Origin of the sequence: Flavobacterium luteum, from assembly GCF_008806775.1 — a bacterium.
GTDB lineage: Bacteria > Bacteroidota > Bacteroidia > Flavobacteriales > Flavobacteriaceae > Flavobacterium > Flavobacterium luteum.
The window spans coordinates 33,758-49,954 of sequence record NZ_WAEM01000003.1; the positions used below are offsets into that span (position 1 = coordinate 33,758).

Consider the following 16,197-nt stretch of genomic DNA (forward strand, 5'->3'; position numbering starts at 1 on the left):
TGATGAATATTAGAAAGTTTATTTAATCTATTTTCAAAACGAATTAAAAAAATGAAGTTTAATACTAAAACCATTCACGGAGGTCAACATCATGACCCATCAACTGGAGCCGTAATGCCACCAATTTATCAAACATCTACATTTGTTCAAAAGAGTCCTGGACAACCTATAGGAGATTATGAATACAGTAGAGCTTCCAATCCAACCCGAACGGCTTTAGAAAATGCTTTAGCAAGTATAGAAAACGGAACACGAGCTTTGGCTTTTTCTTCAGGATTAGCGGCTACAGATTGTATTTTACGTTCTTTTAAAGCCGGTGACGAAGTTATAGCAATGGATGACTTGTACGGAGGAACCTATAGAATGTTTACTCGAATCTATAAAGATTCGGGAATAAGATTTCATTTTGTGGATATGAATGATTTGCAAAAATTCAAATCATTAATTAACGAATACACAAAGTTAGTTTGGGTAGAAACGCCAACAAATCCGTTGATGAAATTAGCGGATATCCAAGAGATTTCAAAAATCACTAAAGCACATAACATACTTTTTGCAGTTGACAATACTTTTGCAACCCCATATTTACAAAGGCCTTTAGATTTAGGAGCTGATATTGTAATGCATTCTGCAACAAAATATTTGAGTGGGCACTCTGATGTTATTGCAGGAGCATTAATTGTAAAAGAGGAGTCTTTGGGCGAGCAATTGCATTTTCAGCAGTTTGCTACAGGAGCGACACTTGGCCCAATGGATAGCTTTTTAGTTTTAAGAGGAATTAAAACGCTTCATTTGAGAATGCAAAGACATTGTGAAAACGGAGAGAAAATTGCAGATTATTTAAACCAACATCCAAAAATAAAGACCGTTTATTACCCTGGGTTAACTAGCCATCCTTTTCATGAAATTGCAAAAAAACAAATGACTGGATTTGGAGGAATGGTTTCTTTTACTTTTGTTTCTGGAAGAAAAGAAGAATCTATAATTTTTTTAGAAAAATTAAAGGTGTTTACATTAGCAGAATCTCTAGGAGGTGTAGAGTCTCTAGCCAATCACCCAGCATTAATGACACACGCATCTATTCCTGAAGACAAAAGAAAAGAAATCGGAATTACCGATGATTTGGTTCGTCTTAGTGTCGGAATAGAAGATATAGAAGATTTAATAACAGATTTAGAACAAGCATTATCTTCTTAGGATAAAAAAATCTGATTTATATAGAATTTAAATAAATGGTTTATTGTAAATAGTAGATATAACCAAAATTAAACCAAACCAACCAATCGTTTGCTTTGTTTTCTTTATAGATTTTTTGGTCAGGATTTAAGCCATCAACCCAGTTAGAAAAAAAATATTGAAATCTCAAATCAACCATCAAATCAGATAATGGAGATACTTTATATCGAGTTCCAACACTAGATACAACAGACCAAACAGTACCACCGCTATTTTGTGTTGCTTTATAATATTTTATAGGAGTTGTTGAAGGAATATTTAATTTACCCAATGTAGAATAAGCTTTTGGATCGTAGAAACTAAATTGTCCGCCAAAACTAACAAATGGAGCCAAAGACCCTATAGTTGCAGTAAAATCCCTAATGCTTAAAGGAAAAAATTCCAATTGCATACCAATGTTGGTTACCGAGGCCTCACCTCTCATTCCTCTTAATTGGTCGTTGAAAAGCCTTTTTTTATCAGGATCAACCCATTCTCCAAAGTGTTGTAATTTGGTTTTGTTATAGGATAATTCACTTCTTAATTTAAAGTGATCGTTAAAATAAGTTTCCGGAGTATAACAATTACAATCTGCTTTATAGGAAAAATTTAAATAATGAATGAGGCCTATTCCATATCCTGTGTTTCCTGCATTTGTAGTAAAATCGTATCGTTCTCCATAATCAGATTGAAAAGCTATAGGCCCAGCAATAGCACCTACTTCATGAGAAAACCCAAACTGAGCAATTGATTTATTTGAATAACCAAATAAAAACAAGAAGGTTAGGATAAAATACTTGGGCATTTGCATCTATATTAATTCAATTATTGACAAATATATAAAAACATCATTGACGATTTTTTTTTTTTTAAACTTTAAAAAAAAAGCAACTAAAATATCTTTTATTTACGAAAACTACAACGATTTCGTAAAATTAATATTTTTACAATAGGTTTTCTGAATTTAGATTAAAAGAATGATAAAAATTCTCTTATATTGTATAAAATTACACCTATATTTTTATATAATGTATATTTGTAAGCACTAACGAAAACGTTTTCTTAAACGTTATTAATCTATTAATCATGTCACAAAGTATCCAATCTTTTGTTGAGGCGGTTGCTAAAAAAAACCCAAATGAGCCTGAATTCATGCAGGCTGTTCACGAAGTTGCTGAAACAGTAATTCCGTTTATTGAAGAAAATAAAAAATACCAAAACAAAATGCTTTTGGAAAGAATGGTTGAATCTGAACGGATTATTATGTTTAGAGTAGTTTGGATTGATGATGTAGGGAATACTCAAGTAAATAGAGGATATCGCATTCAAATGAATTCGGCTATTGGCCCATATAAAGGAGGAATTCGTTTTCATCCATCTGTAAATTTAAGCATTTTAAAATTTCTAGCTTTCGAACAAACTTTCAAGAACAGTTTGACTACATTACCTATGGGTGGCGGAAAAGGAGGAGCTGATTTTGATCCTAAAGGGAAATCTGAAAATGAAGTAATGCGTTTTTGTCAAGCATTTATGACTGAATTGTCAAGACATATAGGGGCTAACACTGATGTTCCTGCTGGAGATATGGGCGTTGGAGGAAGAGAAGTTGGTTATATGTTTGGTCAATATAAAAGGCTAATAAATGAGTTTACTGGAGTATTAACAGGAAAAGGAATTTCTTTTGGAGGCTCGTTAATTCGTCCTGAAGCAACAGGATATGGCGCAGTTTACTTTGCTCAAAGTATGTTAGCAACAAAAGGAAAAAACATTTCAGGAAAAACGGTAGTGGTTTCTGGATCAGGTAATGTGGCACAATATGCTGTCGAAAAAGCGACGCAATTAGGTTCTAAAGTAGTTACAATGTCCGATTCATCAGGATATATTTATGATGCTGATGGTATTGATGCTACTAAATTAGATTACATTATGGAAATAAAAAATGAACTTAGAGGTAGAATAAGTGATTATTTAAAAAAATATCCGAATGCTAAATATGTTGAAGGTAAAAGACCTTGGGAAGTAAAATGTGATGTTGCATTACCATGTGCTACTCAAAATGAATTGAATCAGGATGATGCAAAAGCACTTGTTGCTAATGGATGTATTTGTATAGCCGAAGGAGCTAATATGCCTTCAACTCCAGATGCCGTAATCGTTTTTCAAAAAGCAAAAATATTATTTGCTCCAGGTAAAGCTTCTAATGCAGGAGGTGTTGCAACATCTGGTTTAGAAATGTCACAAAATTCTTTAAGATTAAGTTGGACATCAGGAGAAGTAGATGAAAGATTAAAAAATATTATGCTAAACATTCATACTTCTTGTGTAAAGTACGGTAAAGATACTTCTGGTTATATTGATTACGTAAAAGGGGCTAATATTGCTGGATTTGTTAAAGTGGCTGATGCAATGCTGGCGCAGGGAGTAGTATAAAGTAGTTTAAATATTGATTAGTAATGCCTTCATTAATTGGAGGCATTTTTTTTGATTTTTATATTAAAAATAAAATAATTCCGTTTTATAGTATATTTGTCTCACAATCCTTGAAGTATAATGAAAAAACACTGTCTCTTTTTCTTTTTTTTATGGGCTATACAATTTAGTTTTTCCCAAAACTCAGCATTATGGAAAGGTTATTTTTCCTATAATGAAATTAAAGATTTGTCTCAATCTAGTGATAAATTATTTGCCGCTTCTGAGAATGCTTTGTTTTATAAAAACAGTATTTCAGGCGAAATTAGTACAACAAATACGGTTGATGGACTTTCGGCACAAACTATAAGTTCCATTTACCACAGTCCAAATTTTAAAAAGACTTTAGTAGGTTATGAAAATGGATTAATGACAGTAATAAACGAAAAAGATAATAGCATATTAAATGTTGTAGACATAATTAATAAGGCTTTACCATCAAATATTAAAAGAATAAATCATTTTATGGAGCATAATGGAATTGTTTATATTTCTTGTGATTTTGGAATTGTTCAATTCAATTTATCCACACTTCAATTTGGGGATACTTATTTTATTGGTGATTCCGGTTCACAAATTTCAGTTACTCAAACTACTGTTTTTAATGATAAAATTTATGCTTCAACTCTTACTAATGGAATACGAAGTGCAGAAATTAGCAATCCAAATTTAAATGATTACAATCAATGGGTACTAATTGTCTCAGGAAATTGGTCAAGCATAGAAACTTTTCATTCTGAGCTTATTGCAATAGATACTTCTGGATATATACATAAATATAATTCAGTTTCTAATTCTTTTGCAGTGTATTTACAACTTCCTTCAAAGGCTGTTGATATGAGAAAAACAGACAATTACCTTCTTATTACCACAGCATACAGCGTATTTATCTACAATAAACAAGTAACGCTAATTCGTCAAATAAATAGCAATCAGATTACGGATTTTAGTCCAAATTTCACTTGCGCTACTAGTATAAATGACATCGTTTATATTGGGACAAAACAAAATGGATTAATAAACACCACAATTTCTGAATCTTCAACTTTTGAGAATAGCACTCCTAGTGGCCCTTTAAGAAATAGTGTGTTTGCACTAAAAACTACACCAACATCTTTTTGGGCAGTTTATGGCGATTATGACAGTGTATACAATCCGTACCCAAAAGACAGTTATGGTATAAGTAAATTTAATAAAGCAGGATGGTTACATATTCCTTATGAAAAAGTATTTGGCTCAAAATCATTGATTAGTATTGCCGTTGATCCTAACAATGAAAATAAAGTTTACATTGGGTCTCTTGATTCAGGCTTATTAAAAATTGAAAACGACACACCCTCTTTTTTATATGGAAAAACAAATAGTTCAATAGAAGCAATTTCAGATAATGATACATGGGTAAACGGACTAGTGTTCGACAAGACTGGAAATTTGTGGATAAATAACAGTCTTGTGGAAAATGGAATAAAAACCCTTAAAACAAAAGAAACATGGCTAAGTTTTTCAATAAAACCAATACTCTCTAACCCAAACAAAACTATTTTTGGAAGAATGGAAATAGATAAAAATGAAACAAAATGGGTAGCAACTAATAAAAACGGAATAATTGGTTTTAATGAAAACGGAAAAGTTTTAAAAAAAATAACAGTAGGTTCAGATGCAGGAAACTTACCCATTGATGATGCGCGAGTTGCTACTCCAGACAATAATAAGCAACTTTGGATAGGGACGACAAAAGGTTTAAGAATCTTGTCTAATATAGATAGTTTTTTTTCCGATGAACAATTGACAGCCAATCCTATAATTATTGTAGAAGAAAATCTAGCCCAAGAACTAATGTATGAACAGTTCATTATAGATATTGTTGTTGATGGAGCCAACAACAAATGGATTGGCACTGCAGATTCTGGAGTATTTCTTGTGTCACCAGACGGTCAGCAAACCATTCATCATTTTACGATTAACAATTCGCCTTTACCTAGTAATACAATCAATGATATAGATATTAACGGAGAAACTGGAGAAGTGTTTTTTGCCACCACTAAAGGCTTGGTTTCTTATAAAGGAACTTCAACTGACGCCAATGAAACTCTTAATAATGTTTATGTGTATCCAAATCCAGTACGTCCAGAGTATACAGGAACAGTTAAAATTAGTGGATTAATAAATAAAGCCACTATTAAAATAGCCGATATAGAAGGCAATTTAGTATACGAAACCACATCCGAGGGAGGTACAATTGAATGGGATACTACTGCTTTTGGAAAATATAAAGTAGCTTCTGGAGTATATATGATTTTTATTTCTGCCCAAGACGGAATAGAAACGAAAGTTAAAAAAGTGATGATAATTAGGTAAGCAAAATTAATAATCTCGTATCTCTATTTAAAATTGTTAGTAAAAACCAAAGCCATCGTCATTTCTTCTCTAAAATATCAAGATAAAAGCTTGATTGTAAAATGTTTTACACAAACCGATGGTTTAAAATCGTATTTTGTTAGAGATGCTTTTTCATCCAGAAAATCGAATCAAAAAATTGCCTATTTCCAGCCGTTAAGTATTCTAGAAATAGAAGCAATCCATAAAAACAAAGGCACTTTAGAGAATTTTAAGGAAATAAAAATTGCAACTCCGTTTCAATCGATTCATTCCGATGTTTATAAAAGCACGATTGTCATGTTTGTATCCGAAATTTTGCATCACTCCATTCATGAAGAAGAAAAAAACGAAGCACTTTTCACCTTTTTAGAAACAGCATTACATTGGTTAGACACTCACGATGATATTACTAATTTTCATCTTATTTTACTCTTAGAAATGACAAAATTTCTCGGGTTTTATCCAGATATTGCTAACATAGATTTTCCTTTTTTCGAAATGACCGAAGGGATTTTCACGCCATTTCACGCAATCAGTTCGTTAACAGAACACGAAAGTAATTTATTTAAAAAACTCATCCATTTAAAATTCGAAAACAATCAAAAGATTTTTCATATCATCGAAAGACAAATTGTTCTGAAAATACTAGTCGATTACTACAGTTTTCATCTAGATGGTTTTAAAAGACCCAAATCTTTGGACGTATTGAAGGAGGTTTTTTCTTAAATTCGGGCATGACCCTTCCTATTGCTTCGTCGTACCTCCTTGCATAGTTGGGTCGGGCTGTTCGTTATAATCTCCCGAAAAAAAGCGGGAGGATTTTCTCTTCCATCCCTCATGCACAAAAACTCATTACTCATCACTCATAATTCATAACTATTTATTACTTTCGCACCTCGATTAAGAAAAGTACAAAATGAGCACAAAATTTACTGAATACAAAGGACTTGACTTACCAAAAGTAGCATCAGAAGTTCTTGATTTTTGGAAAAAAGAAAACATATTCGAGAAGAGCATCACTACTCGTGAAGGAGCATCACCATTCGTGTTTTTTGAAGGACCTCCTTCTGCAAATGGATTGCCGGGAATTCACCATGTAATGGCAAGAGCGATTAAAGATATTTTTTGCCGTTATAAAACTCAAAAAGGATTTCAAGTGAAGCGTAAAGCCGGTTGGGATACCCACGGATTGCCTGTAGAATTGGGTACCGAAAAGGAATTAGGCATCACAAAAGAAGACATAGGCAAAACCATTTCTATCGAAGAATACAACGAAGCGTGTAAGAAAACTGTCATGCGTTACACCGATGTGTGGAATGATTTAACTGAAAAAATGGGCTATTGGGTCGATATGGAGGATCCGTACGTGACCTACAAACCCAAATACATGGAAACGGTTTGGTGGCTACTAAAACAAATCTATAACAAAGATTTGATGTATAAGGGCTATACCATACAACCCTATTCCCCAAAAGCAGGAACAGGATTGTCGTCTCATGAAGTAAACCAACCCGGAAGTTATCGTGATGTAACAGATACTACAGTTGTTGCACAGTTTCAAGCAAGTCTTTATCCTAACGGTGAGACTGAAGAAAACACTATTGAAAAAGCATTCAAATTACAACATCCGCTTTTTTTTGGAGAAGGTTCAATGAGAGGAAGATTCCAATTTTTAGCATGGACAACTACTCCATGGACATTACCTTCAAATACCGCATTGACTGTTGGTCCAAAAATTGATTATGTACTGATTAAAACATTCAATCAATATACTTTCAAACATATTAATGTTATTCTTGCTAAAAACTTAGTTGGAAAACAATTTAGTAAAGGATTTTTTGAAAGTGCAGAACCTTCTGATTTTGAAAATTTCAAAGAAGGCGACAAAAAAATTCCATATCAAATTATTGCCGAATGTAAAGGGTCTGATTTAGTCGGTATTCGTTACGAACAATTAATGAAATTGGCTTTGCCATATCAAAATCCAGAAAATGCTTTCCGAGTAATTTCAGGAGATTTTGTGACTACCGAAGACGGAACAGGTATTGTGCACACTGCGCCAACTTTTGGAGCTGATGATGCCAAAGTGGCCAAGGAGGCTATTCCAGAAGTGCCGCCAATGTTGGTTTTGGACGAAAATGAAAACCCAGTTCCATTGGTAAATTTACAAGGTAAATTCATCGATGGTTTGGGAAGTTATTCCGGAAAATATGTTAAAAACGAATATTACACTGAAGGCGAAGCTCCCGAACGCTCTATTGATGTTGAAATAGCTATACGATTAAAAGAAGAAAACAAAGCCTTTAAAGTAGAAAAATACGTACACAGTTATCCACATTGTTGGAGAACTGACACACCCATTTTATATTATCCGCTAGATTCTTGGTTTATAAAAATAACTGAAGTTCGAGATAGAATGTTCGAACTAAACGAAACCATCAACTGGAAACCAAAAGCAACAGGAGAAGGCCGTTTTGGGAATTGGCTAAAAAATGCCAACGATTGGAATTTATCACGATCCCGTTTTTGGGGAATTCCTTTGCCAATCTGGAGAACTGATGAAGGAACAGAAGAAATCTTGATTGGTTCTGTTGAAGAATTATACAATGAAATCGAAAAATCTATCGCTGCCGGATTTCAAAAAGAAAATCCTTTCAAAGGTTTTGAAGTAGGAAATATGAGCGAAAGCAACTATGATTTAATTGATTTACATAAAAATGTAGTCGATGAAATTACCTTAGTTTCGCCTTCTGGAAAACCAATGAAACGCGAAAGCGACCTAATTGATGTTTGGTTTGATTCTGGTGCAATGCCTTATGCACAATGGCATTATCCTTTTGAAAATGCGGCTAAAATTGACGAAAACAAAGATTTTCCTGCTGATTTTATTGCTGAAGGAGTCGATCAAACGCGTGGCTGGTTCTATACTTTACACGCTATCGGAACTTTAGTTTTTGACAGAGTTGCCTATAAGAATGTAGTTTCTAACGGATTAGTTTTAGATAAAAATGGGCAGAAAATGTCTAAACGTTTAGGAAATGCTGCCGATCCTTTTGATACATTAAATGAATATGGTCCTGATGCCACACGTTGGTATATGATTTCGAACGCCAATCCTTGGGACAATTTAAAATTCGATTTAGAAGGAATTGCTGAAGTTCGGCGTAAATTTTTTGGAACTTTGTATAATACCTATTCGTTTTTTAGTTTGTATGCCAATATCGATCATTTCAAATACGCTGAAGCTGAAATTCCGTTAAACGAAAGACCAGAAATAGACCAATGGATTATTTCAGAATTGAATACTTTGATAAAAGTCGTAGATGAGGCTTATGCCGATTATGAACCTACTAAAGCCACACGTGCCATTTCTGATTTTGTTCAGGAAAACCTAAGCAATTGGTACGTTCGTTTGTGTCGTCGTCGTTTCTGGAAAGGCGAATACGCACAAGATAAAATTGCAGCTTATCAAACCTTATACACCTGTTTATTAACCGTAAGTAAATTAAGTGCTCCAGTAGCTCCATTCTTTATGGACAAACTTTATAGAGACTTAACGCAAGCAACACAGTCAGAAAATTACGACAGTGTACATTTGGCGGAGTTTCCAAAATACGTTGAAAACTTTGTTAATAAATTATTAGAGAGCAAAATGCAAAAAGCACAGACGATATCATCCTTAGTATTATCACTAAGAAAAAAGGAAATGATTAAGGTGCGCCAACCGTTGCAAAAGGTAATGATTCCAATACTTGACGAGAGTCAACGTGCTGAAATTGAAGCCATTTCTGACCTTATAAAGGCAGAAGTAAACGTAAAGGAAATCGTACTTTTAGACGATGCTTCAGGAATTTTAGTAAAACAAATCAAGCCGAATTTCAAGACTTTAGGACCTCGTTTTGGTAAAGATATGGGTTTGATTTCCAAACAGATACAAAATTTTACACCAGAACAAATCAATCAATTAGATAATTTAGGGTTTTTAAGTATTGAAATCTCAGGAAATACTATAACTTTATCACAGGAGGATGTAGAGATTTCTTCTCAAGATATCGAAGGTTGGCTGGTTGCTAATTCAAACGGGATAACAGTAGCGCTAGACATTACCATCTCTTCAGAATTAAAAGAAGAAGGTATTGCTAGAGAATTAGTGAACAGAATTCAAAACATTAGGAAAGATTCAGGATTTGAAGTTACAGATAAGATTAAAGTTCATTTGCAAAAAGACGAAGCTTTGCAAAAAGCGGTTTTAGCAAATGAAGCCTATATCAAGTCAGAAACATTAACAGAAACATTACTTTTTGAAGAAAATGTAAAAGACGGAATTGAAATAGAATTTGACGAAATAAAAACAAGAATACTAATTACAAAATAACAAGAACATGGTAGATGAAATTGCAAGATACTCAGACGGAGATTTGGCTGAGTTTAAAGAGTTAATCCTAAAAAAAATTAGTAAAGCACAAGCCGATTTAGATTTAATAAAAAGTGCTTACATGAATGACTTAAATAACGGTACCGACGATACTTCACCAACCTTCAAAGCATTTGAAGAGGGAAGTGAAACGATGTCTAAAGAGGCAAATTCACAATTGGCTATTCGTCAGGAAAAATTTATTCGTGATTTAAAAAATGCTCTTTTCCGTGTGGAGAACAAAACCTATGGTGTTTGCAAAGTAACAGGAAAATTGATTAGTAAAGAACGATTGATGATTGTTCCTCACGCTACAATGAGTATTGAAGCTAAGAATTTACAACGATAAGAATTAGTTACACAATAATTAACGCTCCAGTAGGAGCGTTTTTTTTAGAAAAAAACAGTATTTTTGCGCCTTAAAAAATCAAACATAATGTCATTAAGAAACGCTTATTTCCTAATTTTCATCGTATTACTTATAGATCAATTGTCTAAAATTTACATCAAAACTAATTTTGTTTTGGGTGAAGAAGTCAACGTTTTCAGCTGGTTTAAAATTCTTTTTATAGAAAATGAAGGAATGGCATGGGGAACAGAAATACCAGGAGCGTATGGTAAATTATTTCTTACCGTTTTCAGGCTAATAGCAGTAACTGCAATAGGATATTGGCTTTGGGATGCTTCACATAAAAATTCATCCAATTATTTAATAGTTGCCATTGCTTTAATTTTAGCAGGAGCATTCGGGAACATTATTGATTCTGTTTTTTACGGAATTATCTTTGACGATAGCCACAACCACTTAGCTACTTTGTTTTCTGAAAATCCGTATGGTAAAGTTTTTCACGGTAAAGTGGTCGACATGTTGTATTTTCCTATTATTGACGGAACTTTCCCAAGCTGGTTGCCTTTTTGGGGCGGAACTGATTTTAAATTTTTTAATGCTATTTTTAATGTTGCCGATATGGCCATTTCTACTGGAGTTGGAATCTTAATCGTTTTTAATAAAAAAGCCTTTCATCATCAAAACGTATAGATAATTTGTCAAGTTTTACACTAAAAAGTATAAATGGTATTTGGTGTCACGCAATAATCTAACTTCACATCATTTTCAAAAACATCAGTAATTGTATCTTCTGCTTCAAAAAAAGACAATCCTATTTTAATGGTTTCCGGGTTGCATTCCGATAAAAATTTATCATAAAAGCCTTTGCCATAACCCACCCGATTTCCTTTTGTGTCAAAAGCTAAAAGAGGTACAAAAATCACCTCTATTTTACGTATAGGAACTTCAATTCCCTCTAAAGGTTCAGGAATATTATATTGATTTTTCTTTATTGTGGTATTTTCAGTTAGTAAGAAATGAGTCATACTGCACGTTTTAAAATCAGATTTCGAAATTATAATTTCCTTGTCTTTTCCTGATAATATATGCAATATACATTCGGTATCTACCTCTTTTTGTTCGAGAATTGGTAAAAAAACATGAAAATAGGTTTTGTGCCAAATGGGTAATTGCAATAATTTATTGGCAATGGCTAAACTCATTTCTTCTATTTTGTCTTCAGAAAGCTGCTTTCTTAATGCTTTATATTTAAATCTTAAATCGCTTTTGTTCATGAAGTAAAATTATAAAATTAAATTTGCAAAGTCTCATTTGAAATTCATGATTATCATCATAACTTTGTTTCCATGACAACTCCTTCACTAGAACTTCAAATACAAACCCTTCCTGATAGTCCCGGAGTCTATCAGTATTATGATAAAGAAGAAAAAATTCTTTATGTAGGCAAAGCTAAAAACTTGAAGAAAAGAGTTTCTTCCTATTTTAACAAAATTCACGATACGGCTAAAACTAATGTTCTTGTAAAGAAAATTGTTACTATAAAGCATATTGTTGTTCCTACAGAGTCGGACGCTTTGTTACTGGAAAACAATCTTATAAAAACATTGCAACCGCGTTATAATGTCTTGCTTCGTGATGATAAATCCTATCCTTGGATTTGTATTAAAAAAGAACCATTTTCTAGAATATTTCCCACGAGAAAAATGGTCAAAGACGGTTCAGAGTATTTTGGACCTTATACCAGTTTCAAAACCGTAACAACGATTCTGGATTTGATTAAAGAATTGTATCCGTTGCGAACCTGTAATTTTGATTTGAGTGCAACTAACATCGAAAACCATAAATTTAAAGTTTGTCTCGAGTACCACATTGGCAATTGCAAAGGACCTTGCGAAGGCTATGAATCTCTAGATAACTATCAAAAACAAGTAGATGCAATACGCGAAATTTTGAAAGGGAATTTCAAAGAAAGCATGAAAGATTTCAAAAAATTGATGAATGACTTGGCCTCTAAAATGCATTTTGAAGAAGCTCAAAAAGTAAAAGAAAAAATAGAAACTTTAGAAAAATACCAATCTCGTTCTACAATTGTAAATCCAAAAATTACAAATATTGATGTTTTTTCTATTGTTTCAGACGAAAGTGCGGCCTATGTCAATTTTCTTCAAATTGCACATGGTTCAATAATTCGTTCACATACTTTAGAAATAAAAAAGAAACTCGATGAATCGGATGAAGAACTGTTAGAACTAGCTATTATTGAACTTAGAGAACGGTTTCAATTATTATCTAAAGAAATTATTGTTCCTTTTGAAGTCGAAGTGGGTTCGAGCATTAAAGTTACAGTGCCACAATTGGGAGACAAAAAACAAATTTTAGAATTGTCTATTCGTAATGCTAAGTTTTATAGAATAGAGCAACTCAAACAATTACAAATTGTAGATCCAGACCGGCACACGAACCGAATTATGGTGCAGATGCAAAAGGATTTACGATTGCAAGTCGAGCCAAGACACATCGAATGTTTTGATAATTCTAACATTCAAGGAACCAATCCTGTTGCGGCTTGTGTTGTTTTTAAAGATGCAAAACCCAGTAAAAAAGACTATAGGCATTTTAATATTAAGACCGTTGAAGGGCCAAACGATTTCGCTTCAATGGAAGAAGTAGTCTTTCGCAGGTACAAACGCATGCTTGACGAACAACAACCATTGCCTCAATTAATAATTATTGATGGGGGAAAAGGACAATTATCATCAGCTTTAAAAAGTATTGACGAACTAGGTTTAAGAGGAAAAATTGCTATTATAGGAATTGCAAAACGATTAGAAGAATTATTTTATCCAGGCGATTCAGTTCCGTTGTATTTAGATAAAAAATCGGAAACCTTAAAGGTAATACAACAGCTTAGAAATGAAGCACACCGTTTTGGAATTACCTTTCACAGAGATAAAAGAAGCAAAGCCGCTTTAAATTCTTCTATTGAAGCCATTGCAGGAATAGGTGAAAAAACGATGTTAGTCTTAATTCAACATTTTAAAAGCGTTAAAAGATTGAAATTGGCTTCAGAAAAAGAGATTTCTGACGTTGTTGGTGCATCAAAAGCCAAAAAAATTACCGACTTTTACAAAACAACTAATCTGTAAATTCTACATGAAAAAAATTCTTTTATTTTTTATAATGTTTTTTACTCTTTCTAATTGTTTTTCGCAAGAACAAACACTTAAAAAGCCTAAAATAGGATTGGTGTTAAGCGGAGGCGGTGCAAAAGGATTCGCTCATATTGGCGTTCTTAAAGTATTAGAACAAGCAGGTGTAAAAATAGATTACATTGGCGGAACTAGTATGGGAGCGGTAGTTGGCGGATTATATGCTTGTGGCTATAATGCCAATCAGCTCGATTCAATTTTCAAGGCAACAAATTTTGATGATTTAATAAATGATTTTATACCTAGATCTTCGAAGAATTTTTACGAAAAAAAGAATGATGAGTTGTATGCTTTTGTATTGCCTTTTAATAAGTTTAAAATTGGAGTTCCAACATCCTTATCAAAAGGAATTTACAATTATAATTTATTAAATAGACTTACTAAGAATATGCGGCATATTAGAGATTTTAATAAACTTCCAATAGCTTTTACTTGCATAGCCTCAAATATAGAAAACGGAGATGAGGTTGTTTTAAATAAAGGTTATTTAGCGAAAGCCATTTTAGCTAGTGCGGCCTTTCCAACCTTATTTTCTCCTGTAGAAATAGATGGAAAAATGCTTTTAGATGGAGGTGTAGCAAATAACTATCCAATTGAAGAAGTAAGAAAGTTGGGAGCTGACATTATTATAGGTGTCGATGTACAAGATGATTTATTAGATAGAAGTAAACTAAAAGAAGCAACAAAAATTTTATCTCAAATTATAAATCTTCAATCTATTGAAAAAATGAAGGTAAAGATTAAACAAACCGATATTTATATAAAACCAGACACAGAAAAATATGGAGTTATTTCATTTGATGATGGAGCAGAAATTATAAAGAGCGGAGAAGAAGCTGCTTTCTCAGTTTATGAAAAATTAAAGGCTTTAGGAAGTTTTTCCGAAATGAATTTAAATAAAGGTCTAGCAAAAAGTTCAGATAGCATTCAAATTAATACTATTCGAATCAAACTTTTAAAAAACTACACACGCTCATATATCATAGGAAAGCTAGGTTTTAAACAAAAATCAAAAATTAGTTACGAAGATTTAAAGAAAGGCATAGATAATATTACGGCTACTCAGAACTTTAGTACCATAACGTATGCTTTAGAGAAGAACGAAAATAGCGATGACTTAGTAATAGATTTAAATGAGAATTCAATTAAAACTTTTTTAAAGTTTGCTTTGCATTATGATGATTTATATAAAAGTGGTTTTTTAGTTAATTTGACACAAAAGAGTGCTTTAGTCAAAAATGATATTACCTCATTAGACATTATTTTGGGAGACAATTTAAGATATAATATCGATTACTATATAGACAATGGTTTTTATTGGAGCTTTGGTTTTAAGTCACGACTAAATACTTTTAATTCTAATACAAAATTTGATTTTAATAATGGTGAATTGTTAAGTCAGCAAGGAATTAATTCAATAAACATTGACTTCTCTGATTTTTCTAATCTAGCATATGCACAAACTATTTTTGCTCAAAAATTTCTTATAGGAACAGGAATTGAATTTAAACATCTCAGAATAAAATCAAAAACCATTGATTTTGTTAATCCAGTTTTTGAAAACAGTAATTATTTAAGCCTTTTCGGATATTTGAAATTTGATTCTTTAGATAATAAATATTTTCCAAAAAAAGGTTGGTATCTCACAGGAGATTTTCAATACTATGGGTATTCATCAGATTACAATAACAATTTCAATAGATTTTCAATTGCAAAAGGAGAAATAGGTTTTGCAAGAACGATTACAAACAAATTAGCGTTTAATTTTCATAACGAAGCAGGATTTGATATTGGCGAGAACTCCATTCCATTTTTTAACTTTGTACTTGGAGGTTATGGTTTTAACGCAATAAATAACTTTAAGCATTTTTATGGCTATGATTTTTTAAGTATTGCGGCCGACAGTTTTATTAAATCATCATTTACTTTAGATTATGAATTTTACAAAAAAAACCACTTAAATATAACTGCAAACTATGCAAATGTTCAAAATAATCTTTTTAATACAACAGATTGGATATCAAAGCCTAGATATTCAGGATATGCATTAGGTTATGGTTTAGAAACCTTAATTGGTCCAATAGAAATTAAATATACTTGGTCACCAGAAACAGGCAGAAGTTTTGCTTGGTTTAATGTTGGCTTTTGGTTTTAATATTTTT

At 32.5% G+C, this 16,197-nt stretch carries 11 protein-coding genes; 9 read left to right on the forward strand and 2 right to left on the reverse strand.

What is annotated here, in order from left to right; all coding sequences use genetic code 11:
- Nucleotides 1-42: 42 nt before the first annotated feature.
- Nucleotides 43-1,197: a cystathionine gamma-synthase gene (locus F6464_RS07395; protein ID WP_262714078.1), complete on the forward strand. Its 1,155-nt coding sequence runs from the start codon at nt 43-45 to the stop codon at nt 1,195-1,197.
- Nucleotides 1,198-1,237: 40 nt separating this feature from the next.
- On the opposite strand, the gene F6464_RS07400 is transcribed toward F6464_RS07395, so the two are convergent.
- Entirely contained in the window at nt 1,238-2,020 is a 783-nt protein-coding gene (locus F6464_RS07400; protein ID WP_151107176.1) for a THC0290_0291 family protein, read from the reverse strand.
- Between the two features lie 281 nt (nt 2,021-2,301).
- Between F6464_RS07400 and gdhA the strand changes: the two genes are divergently transcribed.
- The 6 genes from gdhA to F6464_RS07430 all read left to right on the forward strand — a co-directional run bounded on the left by gdhA (nt 2,302) and on the right by F6464_RS07430 (nt 11,516).
- Nucleotides 2,302-3,645 (forward strand): NADP-specific glutamate dehydrogenase, encoded by a 1,344-nt coding sequence (gdhA, locus tag F6464_RS07405; protein WP_151107177.1) that lies wholly within the window; start codon nt 2,302-2,304, stop codon nt 3,643-3,645.
- A gap of 120 nt (nt 3,646-3,765) precedes the next feature.
- A complete protein-coding gene (gene porZ / locus F6464_RS07410) occupies nt 3,766-6,042 on the forward strand; it encodes a type IX secretion system anionic LPS delivery protein PorZ (RefSeq protein ID WP_151107178.1) in 2,277 nt (758 codons plus the stop codon).
- Between the two features lie 33 nt (nt 6,043-6,075).
- The gene (gene recO, locus F6464_RS07415) at nt 6,076-6,789 is read left to right on the forward strand and encodes a DNA repair protein RecO (protein ID WP_151107179.1); all 714 of its coding nucleotides are present in this window, start codon (nt 6,076-6,078) and stop codon (nt 6,787-6,789) included.
- A gap of 190 nt (nt 6,790-6,979) precedes the next feature.
- On the forward strand, nt 6,980-10,438 hold the full coding sequence (gene ileS, locus F6464_RS07420; RefSeq protein ID WP_151107180.1) for an isoleucine--tRNA ligase: 3,459 nt from the start codon (nt 6,980-6,982) through the stop codon (nt 10,436-10,438).
- A gap of 7 nt (nt 10,439-10,445) precedes the next feature.
- The gene (locus tag F6464_RS07425; protein ID WP_151107181.1) at nt 10,446-10,826 is read left to right on the forward strand and encodes a TraR/DksA family transcriptional regulator; all 381 of its coding nucleotides are present in this window, start codon (nt 10,446-10,448) and stop codon (nt 10,824-10,826) included.
- Between the two features lie 87 nt (nt 10,827-10,913).
- Nucleotides 10,914-11,516: a lipoprotein signal peptidase gene (locus F6464_RS07430; protein ID WP_151107182.1), complete on the forward strand. Its 603-nt coding sequence runs from the start codon at nt 10,914-10,916 to the stop codon at nt 11,514-11,516.
- Nucleotides 11,517-11,536: 20 nt separating this feature from the next.
- Here F6464_RS07430 and F6464_RS07435 read toward each other — a convergent pair whose 3' ends face one another.
- Nucleotides 11,537-12,100 carry a 5-formyltetrahydrofolate cyclo-ligase gene (locus F6464_RS07435; protein WP_151107183.1) on the reverse strand — a complete coding sequence of 188 codons (564 nt, stop codon included), beginning with the start codon at nt 12,098-12,100 and terminating at the stop codon, nt 11,537-11,539.
- A 72-nt stretch (nt 12,101-12,172) separates the two neighbouring features.
- On the opposite strand from F6464_RS07435, the gene uvrC reads away from it, so the two are divergent.
- A complete protein-coding gene (uvrC, locus tag F6464_RS07440) occupies nt 12,173-13,972 on the forward strand; it encodes an excinuclease ABC subunit UvrC (RefSeq protein WP_151107184.1) in 1,800 nt (599 codons plus the stop codon).
- 7 nt (nt 13,973-13,979) lie between these two features.
- Nucleotides 13,980-16,190 carry a patatin-like phospholipase family protein gene (locus F6464_RS07445; RefSeq protein ID WP_151107185.1) on the forward strand — a complete coding sequence of 737 codons (2,211 nt, stop codon included), beginning with the start codon at nt 13,980-13,982 and terminating at the stop codon, nt 16,188-16,190.
- Nucleotides 16,191-16,197 lie beyond the last annotated feature (7 nt).

Coding starts and splice junctions, on each gene's coding strand:
- F6464_RS07400 (WP_151107176.1), bottom strand. CDS start 2,020: ATGCCCAAGTATTTTATCCTAACCTTCTTGTTTTTATTTGGTTATTCA.
- gdhA (WP_151107177.1), top strand. CDS start 2,302: ATGTCACAAAGTATCCAATCTTTTGTTGAGGCGGTTGCTAAAAAAAAC.
- porZ (WP_151107178.1), top strand. CDS start 3,766: ATGAAAAAACACTGTCTCTTTTTCTTTTTTTTATGGGCTATACAATTT.
- ileS (WP_151107180.1), top strand. CDS start 6,980: ATGAGCACAAAATTTACTGAATACAAAGGACTTGACTTACCAAAAGTA.
- F6464_RS07425 (WP_151107181.1), top strand. CDS start 10,446: ATGGTAGATGAAATTGCAAGATACTCAGACGGAGATTTGGCTGAGTTT.
- F6464_RS07430 (WP_151107182.1), top strand. CDS start 10,914: ATGTCATTAAGAAACGCTTATTTCCTAATTTTCATCGTATTACTTATA.
- F6464_RS07435 (WP_151107183.1), bottom strand. CDS start 12,100: ATGAACAAAAGCGATTTAAGATTTAAATATAAAGCATTAAGAAAGCAG.
- uvrC (WP_151107184.1), top strand. CDS start 12,173: ATGACAACTCCTTCACTAGAACTTCAAATACAAACCCTTCCTGATAGT.
- F6464_RS07445 (WP_151107185.1), top strand. CDS start 13,980: ATGAAAAAAATTCTTTTATTTTTTATAATGTTTTTTACTCTTTCTAAT.